Below are 21,535 nucleotides of genomic sequence, written 5' to 3' on the forward strand. Positions count from 1 at the left end.
TCGATGCCGGGTTGTGTCACGATAAGGCGAGTGGGACGAGCAATTCCCAATATGATTAGTACTATTTACATAACCAGGAATAGAATTGCTCGGCTGCGGTTTTGGCGAAGCCATCATCGTGCATCTGCCCCTTGCGAATCATGTGCGTCAGTTCGATGCCGGCCAGGATGATGCGAGCACACCGGAAATCCTTGAAGCCTATCATTGGTTTGATGGCCCGGTGATCCTGCTCCACGATGTTATTCAGGTACTTGCTCTGGCGGACCTTGATCAGTGTCGACCGCTCGGCGTTGAGCGCTTCGAGCGCGGCCAGATTGGCGCCGCTCTTACTCCAGGGCGTCTCCCCCGCCCCGGTGTGTGACCGGGCCTTCGCGCTTTGTGTCGCATGCCGTGTCTCGGTCACAGGCGTCAATCCCCGGCGCAACACCGTCCCCATCGTGTCCTTACCGCCATCGACTTTACGAACCACGTAGCAGAGACGCCAGCCACTGGATTTCGTGATCATCCGATGGCAGAGCGGACAGGGGCGGTCCTGATCCAGCCACAACCGGATCAGCCGTATCCGGCCCTTGAGCGAGTCGAGCATCCCCAAGCCCAACCGCTTTTCAAAAATAGCTTTCCCACCGCGGGTCGAACGGGTTGGCAAGGGACTTGATCTTCCGGTGCGGCCGAAACAGCGTGCCGGCGATGGTGGCGCGTAGCGTCAGGAGTTTCACGTTTCATGTGCTGAGCATTTTGCCAGTCTCCGTGCGAAAGACCCGATGCTGAAATCCTACTGTTCGGAAATATTTCTGCCGCACCCAGCGTGTGTCTTTGTTCGCTTGTCGACGCCTTGCCCAGCGCCACAGACACTGCCAGATCGCAGAGTTGACCTTGCTGAAGATGCCCTTTGATATGACGTGGCAATGGCAGTTTGCCCATCTGCGAATCAGTGAAGTGAGTGCATGAATTAGAAAATCGTGTCGCGCCGTCGGGCTGCTTTTCACGATGTCCCACGGCATGCTCGGAAAGCGCTGAACGCACGCCTTGGACATGCGCGACGCCAGCCAGACAAACGCCCGAACTTATCGCAGGAATGGCGATGCGGTTCAAGTAGGCATCGCACAGTATCACCAACTGCTCGAGCAGCAGCATCTTCGGCGGCGCCCCGCCTTCCAGCACAGACCGAGTCGGACCCACCATCGCGGAAAGAAACATGAAGGTCACCATGGGCAGTTCGTCAAACTGCGCGTCGGTGGCAGTTGCCAACATCGACGACATTGCGGCGACCATGCGCTTCGATGCCTGGCTGACCAGGCCAGCCGAGTTCAGTTCGGCAGCCACGAGGTACAGCGCCCGTGACTCGTCCACGCGGGCCGTCTTGGCGTCGACAAACGCGCGAACCAGGCCTTCCACCATACCGGTTAGGGGTTCGTGATGATATTGGTTGCAGGCTTGCTCGACGGACTCTGCGACATAGTCGAGATGCCGCTGGAGCACCGCATGCAGCAGCGACTGCTTGTTCGGGTAGTACTGGTAGAGCGCACCCGTCGATACGCCGGCACGGTCTGCCACGCGCGTGGTAGTCAAGCGCTGCAGGCCATCGCTGAGCAAAACCTGAATGGTCGCCTCGAACACGGCATTGACCGTGGAAACCGACCGGGCTTGACACGGCGTCTTTCTTGGCTCCAGTTCCCTTGTCGGCAGACTCATATACGTATTCCAACGTTGAAGGACTATCAATTAACAGACAGCCACTACATCACGCACCGGCGAAGATGCCTTTTAGGGGGCGTCCGCAACGCCATCGGCTGCGGACCGGCCTGACTATGTCTCAACCAATCCAGATGGGTGTTCACCAGAATCAGTATCAGTCGACAGATACTCGGCTTCCTAATGACCACGACCCAGGTCAATCAAAACAGTCCGGAGATCAAGCGGTATCGCACTCGGCTCATGTATTGGCGATAAGTGCCGTCTTTCGATAGCAGGCGCTCTTCTCGCGTAATGCGTACGACTTGGACTGTCCATTGCATGAGAACGATCAGGACGTTCCGTGGGCCGAAGTTTGCAAGGAGAAAACCAATGTCGGTCACGAAATAGCCTAGATACATTGGGTGGCGGACGATGCGATAGGGTCCGAAAACCACGACGCCACGATTAGCCGGCAACAGGCCAAACGAACGCCGCAGGGACCATTTTGCGTACACCTGGATGATAACGCCCGCCACCTGGACACCTGCGGCGCACAGCTCCGGAACCACCCGGATGCCTGGCTCGATCCGGAACGCCACAAAGTAATAGGTTGCAAATATCGTCACGACCAGACTGAGCGGATTCCAGTCACGCTCGAGCGGTACGCGCGAAAAAATTGCAAGACCTACCGTCAGCAATTCCGCAAAGGCGAAAAATACCAGTGTGATACGGGATGTGTCCTTGAGATACTGGTGGACCGTCACGACCAGGAATAAGTAAAGCACCGCAGCCGTAAGGGCTCGCAGGACGATTTCCGTGGCGAGTTGCGCGCGCGTCAACCGGACTCGGTCCGCCGGGTGGGACGGCGCTTGCGCGCTGCCTGTATTCCTGCTCGAACTGACGGGCCGGGCCGCCCGATGCACACGGCTTTCGCCGCTGTGCGTTCCCTGATCTGATACGTACATGATCCCCACCTTGTGTAGTAACCGGATTGTGTCAAAGGTGCCGTCCGGATATTTGTTTCACAGTCCTAATCTTGAGAACGAGATGTTCCTCAACTCAGGTCCATTCATTCAGCTATAAAAAACACGGCTTGCAACCCATCGTTCTGCTGTTTTTTCTGCTTGCATGGCCGCTTGTTGATCAGCTTCGTGCAAATTCCGCCTGAACGCGCGCTCTTCTCCGTTCACCGACATACTCACGCAACAGTTGAACGGTTACGCTGTTCGTGTCTTGACGCATCCATCTACTGTGCCAGGCTGGCCGCCGTGACCGCGCCGTAATACGTGCCCGCACCGCCCCCGCCGCTTGCCCCTGGTGCTTTATAGCCGGCAATGAAGTGGCCACTAATGTATGGGTTACTTCCGTTCACGGCGCCGTCAATATGAAATGGCGCAAACCCGACAATTGGAACAGCGCTCCCGGTATTCAGGGAGGTGACAACCGGCAGCAACACATCAGCCGGGACCGGTACGTTGTTGTAAATGGAATTCTTGACTCCGGACTGAATCCAGGTGGTATCGCCAATACTCAACGGGGTCGGGTTGCCATTGGCAATCAGATCTCTAATCGACGGGACGTCCTGGACGTTTAACTGAAATGACGTCCACTGCCCCCCCCATAGTCCCGTTGCGCAGCCAGGGTACTGGTACGACGTACCTATCTTGAATTCTTTGGGCTGGCCGGTCGCGGGGTCATTCAGCGGTTGCCCGGTCGCGGAATTCCAATAGGCCGAGTACAGACATTGGGTAATGGCTGTCGGAAACAGACTGCCCTTCGCGGCATATCCTGGCGCGGAGATAACCGCCACGGCGGTGGCGCTAATGGGCAGGGTAGTAATGCCGATCACGGGGGCTAACAGAAGCGTCAGCGGGCCCCCATTCTGACCTGCAGAGCGACTGACCGTCACCTGCACAGCGGGTTTGTCGTAAGTTCCCGGCGTGATGCCCGGTAACTGCAAGCCCGCGGGGCTTCCCGTTACGTTCCAGTAGCCGCTTTGAACTGTGCCTGTGGTCAGCATTGTGCCCTCTGTCGCGTTCAGGCTGATGGCGGACTGAGCCTTGGCGTCCGCTTGAGTCCAGTTCGGTTTTGCGTAATTCGGGCCAAGCGCCCCGGCACCTGCGAGGGCTGCTACATCCGCGGCATTCTGCAGTTCGTTGCGCACTACCCACGCCCGCCCGAGATCGATCGCCAGTGCGGCAAAACCAATCAGTACCACGAGACAAAGTGCGGTCATGACGGCCACGACGCCACGCTGCCGACTTGGCGCTTGGATACGGTTTCTTTTGGATCTCATTTTCATACTCCATTGCGATCACAGTTGTGCCCGGCGGTGACCGCCTATTCGTAATCCATAGTGGTCACGGCAGAGATTGCCATTGCATTTTTTGCTGTCCCGGCTAGTGGGTTGATGATTGTCCCGAGTGCAAGCCCGCCATACGTGTAGGTGACCGTCACCTTCAGCGGAAGGCCAGTCGTGGTGCCCGCGGATTGGTCCACGGCCACCGAGATCGGCGTGGCCGTACCAAAAGTGATCAGGTAGTTCGACGCATAGTTCTGCGCAACGCTGGTGATTTGCGCAACCGTCATTTGAGGCACCTTGTAAATAACACCTGCCCGGGCCGCCTCCCGGCTCGCATTGGTGATGACCGCCTTGTCGTAAAGCGCGATGCTGAACTCCACGATTCCGAACAGGAGTAGCAACAGCAGAGGCAGGATGAGCGCGAACTCCACCACGGCCGAACCTGCCTGACGGCGCAGCCCGTGCCGGCCTGGCGCGCGCGACGCAGGGGCATCGTGTGATGCGACACGGTTCTTTTGCCGCTGCCTCGTATTTTTCGACTGGGCACGCTCACCCGAACGTGACGTTTTTTGATCAGTTGGCGACCACGACGCGGTATGCCCGGTGAACTGACTCGTTTTCTGGCTCATTTTTAACCCCCGTGGGCTGTACTTGATCGAGCTATCCGATTGGTGGGCGCCGTGCCCCGATCCTTGCAAAACTGTCAGTAGTGCCCGGCGCATGCTTTTCTTTTCTGCTTCATCAAACTGCGACACATCCTGATTTGCCTGCTCGATTCTCACGCATTGAGCGGACCATCCCGTCCGGCCAGACAAACAAACTGAACATGGCCAAACCTCAGCCCGCCGAGCCGGTCAGCGTCGGCATTAGCACACGATAGATGCTGATGGCCGCGGGACCCACCAGCACGGTCATCAGCGCCGGGAAAATACAGAAAATCAGCGGAAACAGCAGTTTCAGCGCGATCTTCGCGGCCCGTTCCTCGGCGCGCATCCTGCGGCGCGTGCGCAACGTCTCGGACATGACCCCCAGCGATGCGCCGATGCTGGTGCCAAACCGTTCCGCCTGGATCAGCATCGATGCGAACATATCGATGTCCTCGACACCGGTGCGCAGCGCGAGGTTGCGCAGCGCTTTTTCTTTCGTGAAGCCGGAGCGCATTTCAAGCAGCATCAATTGCAGTTCACTGGCGACCGCCGGGCTGCTGATCACGATCTCGCTTGCGACCCGCATCAGCGCGGCGTCCATACCCAGGCCCGCTTCGATACACACGGTCAGCAGGTCGAGCGCATCGGGAAAACCCTCCAGGATCTCGCGCTGACGCCGTGCCCGGCAGTGCATCAGCACGACATTGGGCGCGTAGTAGCCGATCAGCCCAAGCAGCGCCAGGATCATCCACAGCACAGACTGGTGGTCATCCACGAGGGTTGTGCGCAGCAGCCACGCCAGCCCGAGCAGCGGCAGCATCAGTGCGAGGACTGTCTTCGCCGCGAAATAGAGCGCAGCGGCCGCCGGGGTGCGCCAGCCGGCGTTCATCAGGCGCAGCCGTAGCGGCGAGTCTTCCCAGCCTTCCTTCGGAATCGAGAGCTGCGAAATCGGACGGGAGATGTCCGCCATCCTTTCGACCCACCCGGCGCCAGCGGACGAAGGTGGTTCAATCGAGACGGACACGCCGCCCGCCTGTTCGATGCGGCGTTGCATATCGCGCGGCGCCAGCCACCACATGAGCGCGACGACGGCGCCAAATACCGCCGCAAACAGGCCGGCAAGCAGCATATGCGTTGAATTGAGTGTTTCCATTACGGTTCTCCAGTTCTGTCTGTGTGCAGCGGCCTGTTCTCACACGCGGATCTGCACGATGCGCCGCATCCACAGGACCCCGAATACCATCGAGACAAGGACGGTCTCGACGACGGTCAGCCCGGCCGGGTCCTCCCACAACACAGCAAGGAAGGTCGGATTCAGCACATGTATTGCGCCCGCAGTGACGAACGGCAAGAGCCCGAGGATCCACGCGGACAGACGCCCTTCGGCGGACAGCACCCGCACCTTGTCGAACAACTGCAGGCGTGCGCGGACCAGTGCCGCAATGCTGTCCAGTATCTCGGCGAGATTGCCGCCGGTTTCCCGTTGGATCAGCACGGCGATCACGAAATAGCGCAGGTCGTGCACCGGGACGCGCGTGGCAAGGTTCATTAGAGCGTCGTTCAGCGTGACGCCGTAGTTGATTTCATCGAACACGATGCGGAATTCACCGCCCATCGGCTCGGCAAACTCGCTGCCGAGCATGCCGATCGCACTGGAGAACGAATGCCCCGCGCGCAACGCGCGGCTGATCATGTCGGCCGCTTCGGGCAACTGGCGCTCGAGGACGCGCAGACGCTTGCGGCGACAGCGCAACACCCGCAGCGTCGGGAAGGCGAGCGCCGTGACACCGGCCAGCGCGATCAGCGGCATCGGCACAGGTAGCGGCGCGAAACTGGCCGCCACCGCTACGATCGCGACCGCGACCACGCTGTGCACGACCAGACGGCCCACCGTGAGGCTCAACCCGGACTGCAGAATGATCCGGTCGAGCATCTGCACGCGCGGCATGCGCATCATTAGCGCGTCCAGCGGTTTTGATCCGCTGAGCATGCGCTCCTTCAGGATGGTCAGCCGCTCCCCCTGCACCTGTGCGCCCGCCGACAGGGCCTGGATGCGCTGCTCCAGGCGGCGCGCGGCAGGGCCGTGGCGGCTGTTCCACCATTGGTACACGCCTTCAATCCCCAGTACCACGGCGACGAACAGCAAGATGACGAAGGTGTAGAAGATCGGATTCATGGATGTCTCACAAAAAAAGAGCGGTGAGCGCCGTTTCTCGCCGGCGCTGTCCGTTACGCGGTGTCGAAGTGCCGGGCGGGATCGTAAAGCTGGTCGGGCAGCGTGATGCCGAACGCCTGCAACCGCTGCGTGAACTTGGGCCGCACGCCGGTTGCGCAAAAGTAGCCGCGCACCGCACCGTTCTGGTCGACACCGGTGCGCTTGAACGTGAAGATTTCCTGCATGTTGACAATATCGCCTTCCATACCCGTCAGCTCCTGGATGCTGACGATCTTCCGGCGTCCGTCGGTCAGCCGGGCCACCTGGACCACCACCGAGATCGCCGACGAGATCTGCTGTCGCAGGTTCTTGGGCGGCAGTACGAGCCCGGCGAGGCTGATCATGTTTTCGAGGCGGGTCAACGCGTCGCGCGGCGTGTTCGCGTGAATCGTCGCGAGCGATCCTTCGTGGCCGGTGTTCATCGCATTGAGCATGTCCAGCGCTTCTTCTCCGCGCACTTCACCTAGGATGATGCGATCGGGGCGCATCCGCAGCGCGTTGCGCACCAGCGTGCGCTGCGTGATTTCACCGCGCCCCTCGACATTCGGCGGCCGTGTTTCCAGGCGCAGCACATGCTGCTGACGCAGCTGCAGCTCTGCCGCGTCCTCGATGGTCACGATGCGCTCGTCTTCCGGGATGAACCCCGACAGGATGTTCAGCAGCGTCGTCTTGCCGCTGCCGGTACCACCCGACACGAGGATGTTCACCTTGGCGCGCGCGAGCGCGTCGAGTAGCTCGGCCATCGGCGGCGTCAGGCTTTGCGATGCGACCAGGTCCGACACCTGCAGCGGGCTGACGGCGAAGCGCCGGATCGACATTAGTGGACCGTCGACGGCCGACGGCGGGATGATCGCGTTGACCCGCGATCCATCGGGCAGGCGTGCATCGACCATCGGGCTCGACTCGTCGATGCGCCGTCCGACGCGCGAGACGATCTTCTCGATCACCTTCATCAGGTGCGCGTCGTCGTAGAAGGTCACGTCGGTCAACTCGAGGCGACCCTTGCGCTCGACGTAGGTCGTGCGGTATGTGTTGACGAGGATGTCGGAGACGGTCGGATCACGCAGCAGCGCCTCGAGCGGGCCGAAGCCGAACATTTCGTCATGGATGTCAATCGCAAGCTGCTTGCGCTCCAGATCGTTCACCGGCGCCTTTTCCTCTTCAAGAATGCGCGCAATCAGCGTACCGATCTCCTGGCGGACCTGTTCGCCCGGCAGACGCGACAGCCGTTCCAGTTCGACGCGATCGAGCACGATCTCGTGGACCTGGCGCTTTAGCGTCTGGTATGCAGCGCGCGCCAGGCCGAGCGATGCGCGGTTGCCGCAATGACGCTCCGGCAGCGTGTGGATCATCTGGGACGACATCTGTTCACGTAATGACATGAGATTCTCCTGGCTGAACGTTATGAGACCGTGGACTGTCGCGGTGCGCCGGAGCGCCCGAACAGTTTCGCAAGCAGCGATTCATCGCGCTTGTCCGGGCTCGCAACGCCCGAAGAATGGTTCGCGATGTTTTGGGCGAGCATTTGCAGGCTGCGTGCAAGCGGGCTGTTGCGGGCCGTCTTCAACACGGGCTCTCCGAGATTGACCGCGTCATACGCCACCTGTGGGTCGTCGGGAATCAGATGGGACGGGCGCTTTCCCAGGACCTGCTCGAGCGCGCTCCTGGCCCGCTCGTCCTGGCGGCGGTGCCGGTTGACCAGCACACGGAGCCGGTCAACCGGGTAGGCAAGGGACACGAGGATTTCCTGCAGGCGGCGAGCCGCTCGCACGTAGGGCATGCTCGCCTGAAGCACCATATGGATCTCGGCGCTGCGGTCGAGCGCAACGATCGATAGCGCATTGATGCTCTGCCCCAGATCGAACAGCACAACGTCATAGCGAGGTGCTGCGACGCCGAGAATCCATTCGAGTTGCTCCTCGCGGATCTCGAGCGCCTTGAGCGGATCACCCGCGCCTGCGAGTATGTGAAAGCCAGGGCTCACGTGCATGAGGGATGCATCGAGAAACGCGGCGTCCATGCGGTCGACCTGCGCGCACATCTGTGGCAACGTCGAGGGGGGCTCCTGGTCGCTGACCAGGAATGCCGCGTCGCCGAACAGCTGGTTCAGGTCGACCAGCAGCACGCGCTTGCCGTGCAATGTGGAGATTGCGTGGCCGACGTTCGCCGCGATGAAACTGGTGCCTGCGCCGCCTTTGCAGGAAATGAACGACACCATATGCGTTTCATGCCGCTGGTCCGCTGCATGCTGCGCAATCGTGCGCTTTAGCGCGTCGCCGAGCGCGCGCGGATCGAGCGGCCAGTTCAGCACGTCGCGAACGCCTGCGCGCATCGCCGCGATCAGCGCGGCCGGCGACGCTTCGGGCAACAACAGGATGCAGGTCAGGCTCGGATAGCGGTGAACCAGCACGTCGACGGCAGGCAGTTCGGCGCGCTCGAGCGACGACGCGTCGATGATCAGCACATCGAAAACGTCGAGACTGTCGCCACGCTCGAGCAACGTCGACGGCTCACCCTGCATCCGTGTGGTGGTATAGCTACCGCAGGCAGTGACGAGGCGGACGATCTCGGACATCCGGCCAGAGTGTTCCGAACTGATGAGGATATTGATCATGATGTTGTCACCCGCTGGCAACTTTGGTTGCATGTACTGCCGCCGCTCGAGCTGGTGAGGCTCTCGCGTGGCAATGTGGTGGTAAAAGGCGGCATCGTCAGAGTCAGCGGCACGCACGGAATCATCGTCGGCTCAATGTGTCTACTGGCCGCTCGCCGGGGCGGGCATGCCACCGCCTCCGCTGCTGCTACCGCTACCGCCTACGCCGATTACGAACGGGTTGGTGGTCGACGTGGGCTGCTGGAACGACGCGTTGTAGTTCGACATCGCCGCGACTGCGGCCTTGCCGTCAATCCCGCTGCTGGACGGATGATGGGTCGCCGCGTCAGGATCGATGATCTGCGCCTGGGTCACGGTCCTGACGGACTGGCCGAAGTGGCTATCCCAGATGGGCGTCGTCGACAGGCAACCACTCAGTGCGACGCAGGCCGGTGCGATCAGTGCTACCCAGCGCAAGAAGAGAATGGGTCGGATGGTCATGATGTTCTCCTGGTGAAGCTTCAGTTTTGGACGGGAGCGGACGACGAGCCCAGCTTTTCGTACTGCTGCCGTTGGTGTGCGGCAAGCTGAGCAGCCGCTGCTTCGATGCGCGCGACGCGCGCGGCAAGCTCGTCTGTTGGCGCGGCCCCCACACTGGCGTGCGGTTCCGGCAGCGGCGCTGTCACCGTGGCGGGCATTGGTACAGCCTGCGTGATCGTCCGCTTGTCGGGGATGGCCGCAGATTCCCGCGGCGCTTGCGTGGGCGCGTCCGTCGGCGCAAGTGCCGGAGCGGGTGCCGGAGCCTGTTGGGTGGGCGCAGGCGCGGCAGGCGCTTGAGTCAACGGGACGGGCTTCGCGTTGCCGGCGGCGCCACGACCTTCCATGTTGCCCATCAGATAGACGTCCGCTTCGCTAGGTTTCGTGAAGCTGTCGGTTGGCAGCGGATAGTTCGAAGCCGTTTGTGCCGGCTTGACCAGGTGCGCCGTGATGATGAACACGAGCTCGGTCAGGTCCTGCTGGAACGACGTGCTTCTGAACAGTGCGCCGAGCACCGGCACCTCGCCGACTCCCGGCAACGCTTTGATCGTGCCGGTGGCGTTGCTCTTGATCAGGCCGCCGATCGCGAAGCTCTCGCCGTCGTTCATCTGAACCGTGGTGGATGCGCGGCGCGTGGTGATCAGCGGCAGAATCGAGAAGCCGGTGGTATTAGTCGCACCCACCGCGACACCGGTCGGAGACAGCTCCGAGACTTCAGGTGCAACCTTCAGATTGATACGCCCCCCTGCGAGCACAGTCGGCGTGAACTTCAGACCGACACCGAATTCCTCTTCCTGCAGCGTGATCGTCGTCCCGCCACCGGAGTTGCTTTGCGGAATCGGAATGAAGACCTTGCCGCCGGCGAGGAATGTCGCCTCCTGGCCGCTCAACGTGACGAGATTCGGTTCGGCGAGAATCTTCACCAGGTTGTCGCCGTGTTGCGCATCGACCGCGATGTTGAACGGCCGGTTGTTCGCCTTGTTGACGTCGATGATGCTCGATACGCCGGCGAGCAGACTACTGACGAGTGCACCGCTCCACGAGCCGAAGCCGCCCTGGATGTTCAGCGCCGCGCCCATCTGGTTGAGCAAGGTTTTCGAGACTTCGGCGACCTTGACCTCCAGCATCACCTGTTGCGGTGAGTCGACGCTCATCATGTTCAACACGCTGGCAGTCTTGCCATTGCCATTGCCATTGCCACTGCTGGGCGCTGAGCTGCGCGCATAGGCCTTGGCGATCTCCTGCGCCTGTCCCGCCGCCTGCGCGCTGGACACACGGCCCGCCAGCACCAGGTCACCGGCGACCGTGGCGACCCGGATGTTCGGTTCGTCGGGCATCAATTGGGACAACGATGTCTGCAAGCCACCGGAATCCGCGTTCACTACGACATTGATCACTTCGCACGCACCGCTCTTGCCCTGCACGATCATGTTCGTGGTACCGACAGCGAGCCCGACGACGTAGAGCGTTTGTGGCGATACCATGGTCGCCTGTGCGACCTGCGGATTGCCAAGCGTGCGATTGCGCACCGGCTCGGCGGTATGCAGCAGCGTAGACTTGCCGACCGGCACCACCACCGTGCTTTGTTCGGACTGCGTGCGGGTGCACGCCGGGCCGCGCGCGGCGCCCCCCTGCATCGCCCCGGTTGGCTGGGCCGGAGCGGGGTTCATGCTGATGGTCATCTGCATCGGGCCGTGGCCCTGCGGCAGCGGCACCGCGCTGACCTTGCCGGACATGCCGTTCTCGACGGCTTCCTGGGCGAGCACGCCTTGGGCGCTCATTAACGACGCGCACACCGTCGTGGTCAGCAGGACGGTGCGCAGTGCACCGCCGCTCATTACATTCAGTTGATTCGATTTCATTTGGTTATCTCCCCGTTGCTCGCTGCGAGTGAACCGACGTGTGCAGGACGCTGCTGTAGCGGACGTCCTGCTGCGCGGCAATCCCCCCGGATCGCATGGTTGCGTAGCATTTTGTTAAAAGCATTCCTGACTGCCCTGTGTGCCCGACAGCACGCCGATACAGTCGCGTCTGATAGTTGGGCGGACGGTGTATTTCACGCGTGTCGGGGCAACCGCGGGTGCGGGTGCCGGAGCCGGAGCCGGAACTGCGGCAGCAGGTCTTCCGAGCAGCGTGATCTTGGTCGCGCCTCCAGTGGGCAGCGCACGATTGTCGATCTGGTTGCGCAGCACCAGCGACAGGCTGCCGACGCTGCGCGCCAGGTCGAGCTTTTCCGCCTGGTCCGGCGTGACTTCGAGCGTCACCGCATTCACAACCTTGGGTTGCGTGTCGTCCCGGCTCACCTGCTGGGCAACCGCTAGCACGAGGATCTTTTCAAGGACGATCTTCGAGATGCTTTGCTGTGGGTCCGAGCTCTTGACCTCAGGCTCCTGCGTGTTGACGATCACGTCGACGTAGTTGCCCGGCAGCGCGAAGCCCGCGACGCCGACCACATCGTTCACGCGCACCGTGATCGCCCGCTTGCCTTCGCCAATCACCGCCGAGAGCCCACCCTTTGTGCCCTGTGGCGCGAGCTTGGCCTCGATCACGGGCTCACCGGGTTCGAGGCTCGTGCGCACCACACGGCCTTCCAGCGCCTTCGTGTCCTTGAATGCGCCCGGCGGGATGCTCCCGGTCGGCCAGTTCACCATCCGAACCATGTTCGAGCTCAGCGGCTGGCCGAGGCTTACTTCGGCGGCAGCCACGGCCACCGGTGTGACGGCCGACGACGACGTTTGCAACAGCCACCGTGACGCGAATCCCACGGCGGCGACCCCTGCCAGCAGGGCCATACCCAACATCACAACAGCGCGACTAGTCTTCATGGTGATACTCCTTCGTGAGTTCGTGTGACACGTTTCCGGTCAAGCGCCGGCGTACGTTCTGCCCGTCCGCTGTGCGGCGGGTGCTTGTTGGTGGTCGTATTCGGGGTCGCTGCCAAAGTAGCTGTGCCATGCGTGCGCCAGTCCGTGCTCGGTGACGACGGGCGCGTCGCCGTGATAGAGCGCGAACGAACACAGCACGGCAAGCAGGTCATGGGGATAGCAGGCGAGAAGCGGTGTTCGGTTCGGCGCGTGCAGTTCGTGCATCAGGTAGTCAAATGCACCGGCGTCCGTCTCGAGCTGCAGCGCCGCGGATTGGGCGTCGAACACGCGGTGATAATCGTCGACGCAGAGCGGACCGACGTGGAGCTTCGAGCCAAGTCTGCGCAGGAACGCGTCGTCGTTAAGTTCGGTGGGCGTGAGATTGCTTGAGAACACCGGCCACACGTCGAATGGCACGACAAAGCGCGCACCGGATTGCAGCGCGAACTGATCGACGCCACGATCGAGCGGGGTGATCCAGCGGTTGAGCAGATCCGCTGCCGCGACGCGCTGGCGGCCCAGGTCGTCGACCACATACAGGCCCATATTGGCCTTCATATGCGGCGGCGCCTGGTAGAGGCCGCCGTTCGGGTTGTACTGAAGGTCGAGCATCGCGAGTGTCAACTCACCGCCGGACATGACCACGGGCCGCCTGCACGCGTGCCAACGCCGGTCCGTCATGTCGGGCAGGTCCTCGGGACGCGCGTCGTGATGGACGAGCGGGTCATGGAGCTGGATGACTTCCCCGCCCGCATGAATGGCGTACGGAATTGGCACCGCGCCCTGCAGCAGCTTGCCCAGGCGTTCGGCGAGGAAGGTCTTGCCGCTGCCTGCCGGGCCGTAGAGCATCAGCGGCCGGCCGCCGTTCAGTGCCGCCGCCGCCGAATCGAGCAAGGCCGCGTCGACGATGATGCCGGCAAAAGCCGCATGCACGTCGGGTTGCGTGATGCGGATCCGCTGTACCGAATAGGTGTGAACCACTTCCAGATAGCTCTCGAGGGAGACTGGCGCCGGCCCGCAATAGGCGCAGCGGGCCGCTTCGGCCGCAGCGAGCGTGCACCCGGCGTCGGTCAGGCGCAGATGGACATCGAGCTCGGTCGCGCCGCGGTGCGCGATCTCGACCAGGTGCTCACGCACGAGAAAGCCGATGGTCTCGTCGAGCACCGGGGCCGTCAGGCAGTGTCGCCTGATCAGATCGCCGAGTGACGATTTGCCGTTGAGCAACATCGACTTGAGCACCAGTTGCGAGACGAACATCGCAGGCAGACCGGTGTCCGCAAGACAGCGCGGCGCGCGTAGCGCGATTGCAGGCTGGTGTGCCTGGCGGGCGGCCGCTGCCGGGGTCTCATGCAGACGCCAGATGCTCGCGGCGTGCCCCGTCTCTTTGTTGTGCTCGTCCATGTGTTGCTCCCCGGGTGCGGTGCCGACAACGGGCGCCGCACGGTATGTGATTTCGATAGCCGGATCGTCGTCCGGCTTACTCTTTAAATTTCCAGCTATGCCGCTGTCGCCAGCAGCACGACAACCGTTCCTGCCGCAATCGCGACACCGTATGGCACGGATCCCACCGATTCGATCGCAGCGGGTTCACCGCCGCGCGCGACAATCCTGCCGCCGCGCAATGCGGGATGGGCGAGGATGAAAACGTTGACGAACAGCTTCTTCAGTTGACGGCGTCGCACTGTCACGGTCAGTACCCACACGCCACCGATCACACATGTGGCGAGCGCGACGTAAGAAACCAGCAGCGGCCCGGTCCATGCGCCGACCATCGCGAGCAACTTGACGTCGCCCGCGGCCATCCCGCGCAGTAAATACAACGGCAGGAACAGGCCGAATCCGACGACGGCGCCGGCCAGCCACGTCGCAGCGCCTACCGGAATCCCGCGCAGCCAGCACTGCACGAACAGCGCGCCGAGCAGACCCGCCGCGACCAGAACGTTCGGAATGCGCCGGCACTGAATGTCAGTGCTTGCGGCAGCGATCACCAGTGCGATCACGCATGGTGCGATCGGTGGCGGTGCATACGCGATAATGAACATGGCAAGACCTCGTCGGTATGGGCAGCGAGCTGCGAAAAGCGGTGGTGAGACGGACGAATCGGCAGGTGTGACTCGTCCGTCGCACCTCTTTCAGGCAGCGGCCACAGCCGCCGCGATCCCGTCGAACTTGAGGCCGAGAGCCGCGGAAAGAGGGCCAAAAGACGCGATGATCATCGCCGAGATGACGGCGGCGATCAGCCCATACTCGATGGCGGTCACGCCGTCTTCGTCGCGAATGAATGCCTTGGTGCCATTGATTAACGATTGCATGATTTAAACTCCTCCTTTTGGACTACTAAAGTAATTATTATCGGATAACAACTTCAGGCGGCGGCAGTCACAGCCGCCGCGATCACGCCGAACTTGGCTCCGACAGCCGCGGAAAGAGGGCCAAAAGACGCGATGATCATCGCCGAGATGACGGCGGCGATCAGCCCATACTCGATGGCGGTCACGCCGTCTTCGTCGCGAATGAATGCCTTGGTGCTATTGATGAACGATTGCATGATTTAAACTCCTTTTGGATTACTAAGGTAAACGACATTGGATAACAACTTCAGGCGGCGGCAGTCACAGCCGCCGCGATCACGCCGAACTTGGCTCCGACAGCCGCGGAAAGAGGGCCAAAAGACGCGATGATCATCGCCGAGATGACGGCGGCGATCAGCCCATACTCGATGGCGGTCACGCCGTCTTCGTCGCGAATGAATGCCTTGGTGCTATTGATGAACGATTGCATGATTTAAACTCCGTTTGGACTACTAAAGTAAATGACATCGGATAACTGCGGTTTGATACAACGTGCTGCGGGTGCTACAAGAAATATGAGCCGTCGGCTACGTGAGCAAGCGGTCGGGCACGAGCCTGAAGCGGCTCGGCGGCAGTCATGTCTCGGGGGCCGTCTTGTGGTACCCGCCGGTTATGGGCCGGGTCCATCAGCGACGTATCTCGCCTGATTGCGATGTAAGGTGCCGGAAAGAGGGATGCAATGCGTGTGGCACATCGCGACGCTGCCCGAACAAAAATTAAGGACCACATGTTTTATTTCTCCCTCGTCTTCTCTCGCAGTCGACTTGTTCCTCTCGCCGTTCCCTGAGCGCCTGAGCGCCGGGTGCGTGTCGAAGATGAATCCCCGGTGACATTGATGTTGAGTGCGACGCAACCAAAACTCCCCGTTGTTGCTTCGCACTCGCCGCCATGTCGTCGACTATGTGAGGAACGTAGTTGCAAGGAGTGGGCCAGCTCCGCAAACATGAACAATCATGCGGGGGTCGACCCATTGTGTGTCTCCGAGAAATTGTCTGAGAGATAGAATGGTTGCAATGCCGTTACATCTGGTCACATATCTTCGTAGGCTAGCGAATCGCGCGGATCCGCCATCCATATTGGCTACAGCGACCAACCATGGATTTGACCCGGACAGGGTCCAGGATAGATTGCTCGGAACTCCACTACTTCTCTCGAGCCTGCACGAGGCGAATCGTTGCATGGTTGAAACATGGCACCTTGCGGATGTTCCGAATCCGATCGAATCAGGGTCTCTGGGAATGATTTCAACGGCCGTTTGGTCACACGGGTAGAGTCCGGGCTCGTGCGCGGTAGATCGTCCCAAACCGCGCCGGCGCCTGCACTGCTTGCTGCCGCTGGAGCCAGCCACACAGGTCGTCATGCCGATATGGCATATATCAAGATGACGGATACTTCAAACCACCCACGAGTTCTAGGTCGGCGTTTGCCCGATCATCGAGCAGACACGCCGGTCGTTGATATCAATACGTTCTTTTGCCGAATCGCTCCGGGATACGGCATCGCGCACATCTGTTATTTGCCGCACACTCGATTCCCAATTCCGGGGGAATGTACTGATATATCCGCAGATGAATCGAGCAGATAACCTGTATTGACTCTCTGTGGATAGCGCAATGACGGCCGCACCGATCAGTTTTTCGCGCCACCTGCAGCGAATCGCATCAACATAAGAATGTCGTTGTGTACCTGCTATTCGGGCGCAACGACATAAAAACGGGGGAAATATCGTGCCACAATCATCTGGACGTTTTCGAACAGTCTCCTGCGGGACTGCCGATTCAGCGCAGTCGGCTATGCTGCCGCAGCCGGACACTCAGCGCCGCCTGATCTGCGTTGCCCGCGCACCGAATGAGTTGCTCCTGGCGCATGTGCGCGCAGCTGGCTGGGAGGTCACCGTCGCGAGAACTGTTCCCGGCGCGGAGGCCGCGACAAAGGAATCCCGCGTTGCCGCAGGTCTCATCGATTTCGACGGTTTCACGCCCCGCGACTGTGCGGCCCTCAGGGCATGCCTGAGCCAGCCGACCATCGGCTGGGTCGCCGTCACTGCCGCGGGCCAATCGGCAAGCCATGCGGTGCGCGATCTGATTCGGAGTTATTGCTTTGATTACGTCACCATGCCGTTGTCTCATGAATCGATCTCCCATGTGCTCGGGCACGCTCGCGGCATGGCGGCGTTAAATTGTGTTGACACCCCCGCCAAAACTACCGTCACAGGCAACCACGAGATGGTTGGCACCTGTGAGGCGATGCAATCCCTTTTCAGCACAATCCGCAAGGTCGCTAACACGAACGCCAGCGTGTTCATTTGCGGCGAGTCGGGTACCGGCAAGGAGCTCACCGCCCTCGCGATCCACGAGCGCTCGCCGCGCCGCAAGGCGCCGTTCGTCGCGATCAACTGCGGTGCGATTCCGCAGCACCTGCTTCAGTCGGAACTGTTCGGCTACGAACGCGGCGCGTTCACGGGCGCGGACCAGCGCAAAATCGGGCGCATCGAAGCAGCGAACGGCGGCACCCTCTTTCTCGACGAAATCGGCGACATGCCGCTTGAAGCGCAGGTAAGCCTGTTGCGCTTCCTGCAGGAGGGCAAGATCGAACGGCTGGGCGGCCACGAATCGCTCTGCGTTGACATCCGTGTGATTTCGGCGACTCACGTCGACCTCGAAGCTGCAATACACGCCGGACGTTTCCGTGCCGACCTGTTCCACCGCCTGTGCGTGCTGCACGTCGACGAGCCGCCGCTGCGCGCGCGCGGCAGGGACATCGAAATTCTCGCGCATCACATCCTGCACAAGTTCAAGAAGGACGGCACCCACACGATTCGCGGCTTCACGGCGTCGGCGATCGAGGCGATGAACAACTACTCCTGGCCCGGCAATGTGCGCGAGCTAATCAATCGCGTGCGCCGCGCGATCGTGATGACTGAAGCCAGGCTGCTCTCGCCCGAAGATCTCGATCTCGAATCCTTCGTCGGCGTGGAGGTGACAACGCTTGACCATATGCGCGACATGGCGGAGCGCAGCGCGATCGAAACCGCATTGTTGCACCACGATCACTGAGTGGGCTGGGCGGTGGCAGCACTGCAAATCTCGCGCGTCACCCTGTATCGGCTGATGGTTGCGCATGGCATGCGTGACCCAGTGGACACGGCTGCTTACGATGGAGATGATGACGATGCGGCTAAGGAACAGCGCCGGGAATAATCCGTCTGATCTGAGGCTTTCCGATGTCGTCAAAACGAGATGGTGTTTGGCAGCCTCCATGCCGTTTGTTCAAAGTAGAGGACATGACCAAACCGATACGCGACAACGAACTGTATGCTCGCAGACGTTATGTAAAAATATTTCGTTATGCCATGCATTTCCACTAGCAACCCATTCTCGCGCAACCCAACTCATTGGGGCTGCGTGTCAACCCCGACAGTTGCGCACGCGTCCCAACGAATACATTTATTTTTCCATCCTAGACATAATGGTCGCTCGCAAATGGACACTGTGCAGAATCGGCCGAAAGGGATCCTTGCGGTGATCAACACGGCCTCGCTCATCGGAACACCAGTGTTGTTGATGACAGTCGGCAGCCAGTTGGTAAGCCGGTAATACACCAGCAGGCTCATGAAGAAAGTCAGCCACTCAACCAAATGGCTTTGGGAGCCGCTGCAAGTATTTTGCAGCGTTTAACCAACCAATCAACCAAGCCATGTCGACCTAACGCGGCGCGACACTTTCGGCCTTTTCGTATTCAACGCATCCCTTGCCAGGTCTAGTCAGCACTCCCCTTTCTTTGCGTGCCCGGGCGGACAGTGGTCACGACCATGATGATGGTGATGCTCTTCCCATTCTTCGCGGTCCCAATAACGGCGGCCGTCCCAATACCGGTCGCCCTGCCAGCCCGGAACGACGACGACAGGCGCAGGCACTACAACAACGGGCCCCGGAACACCGACATTGATTCCGACACTGACATCAACCGCATGCGCGGCACCAGACAGGGCAATCCCAATGCCGGCAAACACCAGCGCGATAAATGAACGTTTCATTGTTTTACCTATAAAAAAACTCAAACTTGTCATCTCGTTCAAAGCGCGAGAGCGGTTGGCAAACGGGCACATGATAGACGTACCCGTAACGTACCCTGCGATTCATCGAGTGGAACGGTATCAGATCAGCCGACACCGGCGATGGCGTTGTATCGACTCACACTCGTTGAGCAGTGAGAACATCGGACTGCATCGGGTTGCCGCTGATAGGTAATGGTACGAATCAAACCGTCCGTCATCTGCACGCGTTGGAACCGTGGCGACTAACGGAAGGATGTGATCGGTTGCTGCCCTGTGTTGTCCATCACGATCTAACGGGCGGCGACCCTACGTTATCGATAGAACGGCTCCGATCTGCACGACTTGTCAGATAGCAGCATCCGAAGCCACACCATTCGGCACAGCATGCCGGTTACGGCTCGTTGCAATTTGCTGGAAAAGCTTACAGCATCTTTCCGCATCCTTCGCGAACACAACAACAACGGAGGACTTCCCATGAAGACGATACTGAAGTCACTGGCGTGCGTGCTGGCGGTTCCGATGGTGCTTACTGGATGCGGCGGCGCGGGCGGAGACGGTGGCAGTAACGCCACCAGCACGCTTCATGTGGCGATGACGGATTCACCGTCTTGCGGTTTTGACCACGCCTATGTGACGGTTAGCAAGGTGCGGGTCAATATGAATGCGCAGGCGCCGACAGCAACGGACAGTTCGTGCTGACGCCTCTGGTGCAGAGTTCGACTAACGGCAATTACGATGTCGTTGTCGTCCAAAACGGCTTTGCAACGGGTATCGTCCGCTCCGTGCCGGTAACGGTGAATACATCGACTGCCATAGCTACTTCGTCGGCACCAATCGCGTTGCCTACCTCCGTCATGCACGTCGCGAGCGGTACGGTGGTGCCAGTCAGCGCGCAAGCCATCGTGCGTGCGTTGCAATCGATTAGCGGAATTAGTTACGAAATCGTCAGCGCGAACGCCAACCTGGATACCGGCGCATATGCGTTGAACCTGCCTGCGGCTCCGCCGTTGGTCGGCACCTACACGGGGAGTTTACCTTTTGCGCTGTCTGCAGCCATCAATGAGGCAGGCCAGTACATCGCAGAAGCCGATAGGGTGAGCGGCACAACGCAATCGTCCGCTGTCAACGTGTCGAAAAGCGATCGGATGAACGTCAACTTCAGTTTCTAACTTCTATTACCTGACGAAGGAAGGGCCCGCGCCCTTCCTCGGAGAACAACATGAGGAAAATTTTCTGTCTGTTGATAGCGAGCGCCGGTCTGTTAAGCGGCTGTGCCGTTTATTTGCCGGATGAGCCGGGCATGGTCGTCATGCCACAAGGCAAGCCTCATGGTGGTCCGGGCAACGATTTTTGTCCACCGGGACAAGCGAAGAAGGGGAATTGCTGATGTGCGACGCCGCTGTGACGGGCGAGATACCGGGTTGCAGTCCTGTAATGATCCTACGTGACACGATAGCATGACAGCCACAACACATAGCGAACGCCCACCTATCGGATTGGCCGGAAGAATGCCATAGCGACTCCCCTTCCATTGCAGGTCTTTTAGGCTGCAGGTTTAACGGCAGTGTGCTTCCCCTTGTTACTGTGCGGACTCGGGTGTGACTGAGCATGTGTACTGGCCCGGTCCCCGGCACGCGCCAGCCCCTTATCTCGGTCCGCCGAGATCGGGCTGTTGGTGTTGCTGACGCCCTTGCTGCTCATATGACCGGCGGAGGAACCACCCGCGTTACCTCCGGCACCGCCACTTCCTCCGCTGCGAGCGTAGCTGGACAAAGACGATACGCCCAGCAGGCCGACTAGTGCGACTGCAACTAATCGAGTTGTTGAGATCATATTATTCTCCTTGAAGCATTTGTCGTGGGCGCTTGAATTGTATGGTCGACATGCGGCGCATGAGCTGCCCGAGTGTAATGATCTGTAACGCCGATTCCGGTCGCTGTCCGCTCGGGCAGGAGGCACTTAGTCGTGTGTCAGCGAAAGCGGCTACCTTCAATCGTACAGGCCAGAAATTAAACCTGTGGCCGGCGACGGGAAGTGAGCGGGTTGTTGTGCAATTCGGATGCATCGGTCTGTTACGCTCAAGCTTTTGATGAGCACGGGCCAATGGGTAAGTTGAAAGGCATCGACGGATCGTTCAACGGGCGCCACTTCGACCGAGAAATTATCGTCCTTTGCGTGCGTTGGTACTTGCGTTACAAGCTCAGCTTTCGAGACCTCACTGAAATGATGGCCGAGCGCGCTCTGTCGCTGGCGCACACTACGATCATGCGCTGGGTGAAGCATTTCACGCCGGAG

At 60.5% G+C, this 21,535-nt stretch carries 19 protein-coding genes and 5 pseudogenes; 4 read left to right on the forward strand and 20 right to left on the reverse strand.

The window, feature by feature from the left end:
- Positions 1-61: 61 nt before the first annotated feature.
- The 18 genes and pseudogenes from M0D69_RS34780 to M0D69_RS34860 form a co-directional block, all read right to left on the reverse strand.
- A pseudogene (locus M0D69_RS34780) lies at positions 62-328 on the reverse strand (DDE-type integrase/transposase/recombinase); the annotation flags it as partial.
- 391 nt (positions 329-719) lie between these two features.
- Positions 720-1,034 carry a group II intron maturase-specific domain-containing protein gene (locus M0D69_RS43920; RefSeq protein WP_367619805.1) on the reverse strand — a complete coding sequence of 105 codons (315 nt, stop codon included), beginning with the start codon at positions 1,032-1,034 and terminating at the stop codon, positions 720-722.
- A gap of 67 nt (positions 1,035-1,101) precedes the next feature.
- Positions 1,102-1,692, reverse strand: a pseudogene (locus M0D69_RS43925) (TetR/AcrR family transcriptional regulator); the annotation flags it as partial.
- A gap of 203 nt (positions 1,693-1,895) precedes the next feature.
- The gene (locus tag M0D69_RS34790) at positions 1,896-2,513 is read right to left on the reverse strand and encodes an isoprenylcysteine carboxylmethyltransferase family protein (RefSeq protein ID WP_301786366.1); all 618 of its coding nucleotides are present in this window, start codon (positions 2,511-2,513) and stop codon (positions 1,896-1,898) included.
- A 407-nt stretch (positions 2,514-2,920) separates the two neighbouring features.
- Complete coding sequence (locus M0D69_RS34795) at positions 2,921-3,970, reverse strand: TadG family pilus assembly protein (protein ID WP_301786367.1); 1,050 nt, start codon at positions 3,968-3,970, stop codon at positions 2,921-2,923.
- Between the two features lie 44 nt (positions 3,971-4,014).
- Positions 4,015-4,758, reverse strand: a complete 744-nt coding sequence (locus tag M0D69_RS34800) for a TadE/TadG family type IV pilus assembly protein (protein ID WP_301786368.1) — start codon at positions 4,756-4,758, stop codon at positions 4,015-4,017.
- A gap of 55 nt (positions 4,759-4,813) precedes the next feature.
- Positions 4,814-5,776, reverse strand: a complete 963-nt coding sequence (locus M0D69_RS34805) for a type II secretion system F family protein (RefSeq protein ID WP_301786369.1) — start codon at positions 5,774-5,776, stop codon at positions 4,814-4,816.
- A 39-nt stretch (positions 5,777-5,815) separates the two neighbouring features.
- Positions 5,816-6,799: a type II secretion system F family protein gene (locus M0D69_RS34810; RefSeq protein ID WP_301786370.1), complete on the reverse strand. Its 984-nt coding sequence runs from the start codon at positions 6,797-6,799 to the stop codon at positions 5,816-5,818.
- Positions 6,800-6,852: 53 nt separating this feature from the next.
- Positions 6,853-8,220 carry a CpaF family protein gene (locus M0D69_RS34815; RefSeq protein ID WP_301786371.1) on the reverse strand — a complete coding sequence of 456 codons (1,368 nt, stop codon included), beginning with the start codon at positions 8,218-8,220 and terminating at the stop codon, positions 6,853-6,855.
- 20 nt (positions 8,221-8,240) lie between these two features.
- A complete protein-coding gene (locus M0D69_RS34820; RefSeq protein WP_301786372.1) occupies positions 8,241-9,452 on the reverse strand; it encodes an AAA family ATPase in 1,212 nt (403 codons plus the stop codon).
- 141 nt (positions 9,453-9,593) lie between these two features.
- Positions 9,594-9,932, reverse strand: coding sequence for a hypothetical protein (locus M0D69_RS34825; RefSeq protein ID WP_301786373.1), 339 nt, complete (start codon positions 9,930-9,932; stop codon positions 9,594-9,596).
- A 20-nt stretch (positions 9,933-9,952) separates the two neighbouring features.
- Complete coding sequence (locus tag M0D69_RS34830) at positions 9,953-11,830, reverse strand: type II and III secretion system protein family protein (RefSeq protein WP_301786374.1); 1,878 nt, start codon at positions 11,828-11,830, stop codon at positions 9,953-9,955.
- A 114-nt stretch (positions 11,831-11,944) separates the two neighbouring features.
- Positions 11,945-12,793, reverse strand: a complete 849-nt coding sequence (gene cpaB / locus M0D69_RS34835; RefSeq protein ID WP_301786375.1) for a Flp pilus assembly protein CpaB — start codon at positions 12,791-12,793, stop codon at positions 11,945-11,947.
- Positions 12,794-12,832: 39 nt separating this feature from the next.
- Entirely contained in the window at positions 12,833-14,233 is a 1,401-nt protein-coding gene (locus M0D69_RS34840; protein WP_301786376.1) for an ATP-binding protein, read from the reverse strand.
- A 95-nt stretch (positions 14,234-14,328) separates the two neighbouring features.
- Complete coding sequence (locus M0D69_RS34845) at positions 14,329-14,874, reverse strand: prepilin peptidase (RefSeq protein ID WP_301786377.1); 546 nt, start codon at positions 14,872-14,874, stop codon at positions 14,329-14,331.
- Between the two features lie 90 nt (positions 14,875-14,964).
- On the reverse strand, positions 14,965-15,144 hold the full coding sequence (locus M0D69_RS34850) for a Flp family type IVb pilin (RefSeq protein WP_301786378.1): 180 nt from the start codon (positions 15,142-15,144) through the stop codon (positions 14,965-14,967).
- 53 nt (positions 15,145-15,197) lie between these two features.
- Positions 15,198-15,380 carry a Flp family type IVb pilin gene (locus M0D69_RS34855; RefSeq protein WP_301786379.1) on the reverse strand — a complete coding sequence of 61 codons (183 nt, stop codon included), beginning with the start codon at positions 15,378-15,380 and terminating at the stop codon, positions 15,198-15,200.
- Positions 15,381-15,430: 50 nt separating this feature from the next.
- Complete coding sequence (locus tag M0D69_RS34860) at positions 15,431-15,613, reverse strand: Flp family type IVb pilin (RefSeq protein ID WP_301786379.1); 183 nt, start codon at positions 15,611-15,613, stop codon at positions 15,431-15,433.
- Between the two features lie 1,363 nt (positions 15,614-16,976).
- On the opposite strand from M0D69_RS34860, the pseudogene M0D69_RS34865 reads away from it, so the two are divergent.
- Positions 16,977-18,383, forward strand: a pseudogene (locus M0D69_RS34865) (sigma 54-interacting transcriptional regulator).
- Between the two features lie 563 nt (positions 18,384-18,946).
- Here the strand turns inward: M0D69_RS34865 and M0D69_RS34870 are convergent.
- Complete coding sequence (locus M0D69_RS34870) at positions 18,947-19,219, reverse strand: hypothetical protein (RefSeq protein WP_301786382.1); 273 nt, start codon at positions 19,217-19,219, stop codon at positions 18,947-18,949.
- Between the two features lie 495 nt (positions 19,220-19,714).
- Between M0D69_RS34870 and M0D69_RS34875 the strand changes: the two are divergent.
- Both M0D69_RS34875 and M0D69_RS34880 read left to right on the forward strand, forming a co-directional pair.
- Positions 19,715-20,409: pseudogene (locus M0D69_RS34875) on the forward strand (DUF4382 domain-containing protein).
- A gap of 50 nt (positions 20,410-20,459) precedes the next feature.
- Positions 20,460-20,627 (forward strand): hypothetical protein, encoded by a 168-nt coding sequence (locus tag M0D69_RS34880; protein WP_301786380.1) that lies wholly within the window; start codon positions 20,460-20,462, stop codon positions 20,625-20,627.
- A 155-nt stretch (positions 20,628-20,782) separates the two neighbouring features.
- Here M0D69_RS34880 and M0D69_RS34885 read toward each other — a convergent pair whose 3' ends face one another.
- Positions 20,783-21,073: a hypothetical protein gene (locus M0D69_RS34885; RefSeq protein WP_301786381.1), complete on the reverse strand. Its 291-nt coding sequence runs from the start codon at positions 21,071-21,073 to the stop codon at positions 20,783-20,785.
- A gap of 270 nt (positions 21,074-21,343) precedes the next feature.
- Between M0D69_RS34885 and M0D69_RS34890 the strand changes: the two are divergent.
- Positions 21,344-21,535, forward strand: a pseudogene (locus tag M0D69_RS34890) (IS6 family transposase); the annotation flags it as partial.

The sequence above is a fragment of the Caballeronia sp. SEWSISQ10-4 2 genome, assembly GCF_030464885.1.
Taxonomy (GTDB): Bacteria; Pseudomonadota; Gammaproteobacteria; order Burkholderiales; family Burkholderiaceae; genus Caballeronia.

Excerpts from the sequence above, each read along its gene's own strand:
- M0D69_RS43920 (WP_367619805.1), bottom strand. The coding sequence starts at position 1,034 with ATGTCCAAGGCGTGCGTTCAGCGCTTTCCGAGCATGCCGTGGGACATC.
- M0D69_RS34795 (WP_301786367.1), bottom strand. The coding sequence starts at position 3,970 with ATGAGATCCAAAAGAAACCGTATCCAAGCGCCAAGTCGGCAGCGTGGC.
- M0D69_RS34805 (WP_301786369.1), bottom strand. The coding sequence starts at position 5,776 with ATGGAAACACTCAATTCAACGCATATGCTGCTTGCCGGCCTGTTTGCG.
- M0D69_RS34810 (WP_301786370.1), bottom strand. The coding sequence starts at position 6,799 with ATGAATCCGATCTTCTACACCTTCGTCATCTTGCTGTTCGTCGCCGTG.
- M0D69_RS34815 (WP_301786371.1), bottom strand. The coding sequence starts at position 8,220 with ATGTCATTACGTGAACAGATGTCGTCCCAGATGATCCACACGCTGCCG.
- M0D69_RS34820 (WP_301786372.1), bottom strand. The coding sequence starts at position 9,452 with ATGATCAATATCCTCATCAGTTCGGAACACTCTGGCCGGATGTCCGAG.
- M0D69_RS34825 (WP_301786373.1), bottom strand. The coding sequence starts at position 9,932 with ATGACCATCCGACCCATTCTCTTCTTGCGCTGGGTAGCACTGATCGCA.
- M0D69_RS34830 (WP_301786374.1), bottom strand. The coding sequence starts at position 11,830 with ATGAAATCGAATCAACTGAATGTAATGAGCGGCGGTGCACTGCGCACC.
- cpaB (WP_301786375.1), bottom strand. The coding sequence starts at position 12,793 with ATGAAGACTAGTCGCGCTGTTGTGATGTTGGGTATGGCCCTGCTGGCA.
- M0D69_RS34840 (WP_301786376.1), bottom strand. The coding sequence starts at position 14,233 with ATGGACGAGCACAACAAAGAGACGGGGCACGCCGCGAGCATCTGGCGT.
- M0D69_RS34845 (WP_301786377.1), bottom strand. The coding sequence starts at position 14,874 with ATGTTCATTATCGCGTATGCACCGCCACCGATCGCACCATGCGTGATC.
- M0D69_RS34850 (WP_301786378.1), bottom strand. The coding sequence starts at position 15,144 with ATGCAATCGTTAATCAATGGCACCAAGGCATTCATTCGCGACGAAGAC.
- M0D69_RS34855 (WP_301786379.1), bottom strand. The coding sequence starts at position 15,380 with ATGCAATCGTTCATCAATAGCACCAAGGCATTCATTCGCGACGAAGAC.
- M0D69_RS34860 (WP_301786379.1), bottom strand. The coding sequence starts at position 15,613 with ATGCAATCGTTCATCAATAGCACCAAGGCATTCATTCGCGACGAAGAC.
- M0D69_RS34870 (WP_301786382.1), bottom strand. The coding sequence starts at position 19,219 with ATGAAACGTTCATTTATCGCGCTGGTGTTTGCCGGCATTGGGATTGCC.
- M0D69_RS34880 (WP_301786380.1), top strand. The coding sequence starts at position 20,460 with ATGAGGAAAATTTTCTGTCTGTTGATAGCGAGCGCCGGTCTGTTAAGC.
- M0D69_RS34885 (WP_301786381.1), bottom strand. The coding sequence starts at position 21,073 with ATGATCTCAACAACTCGATTAGTTGCAGTCGCACTAGTCGGCCTGCTG.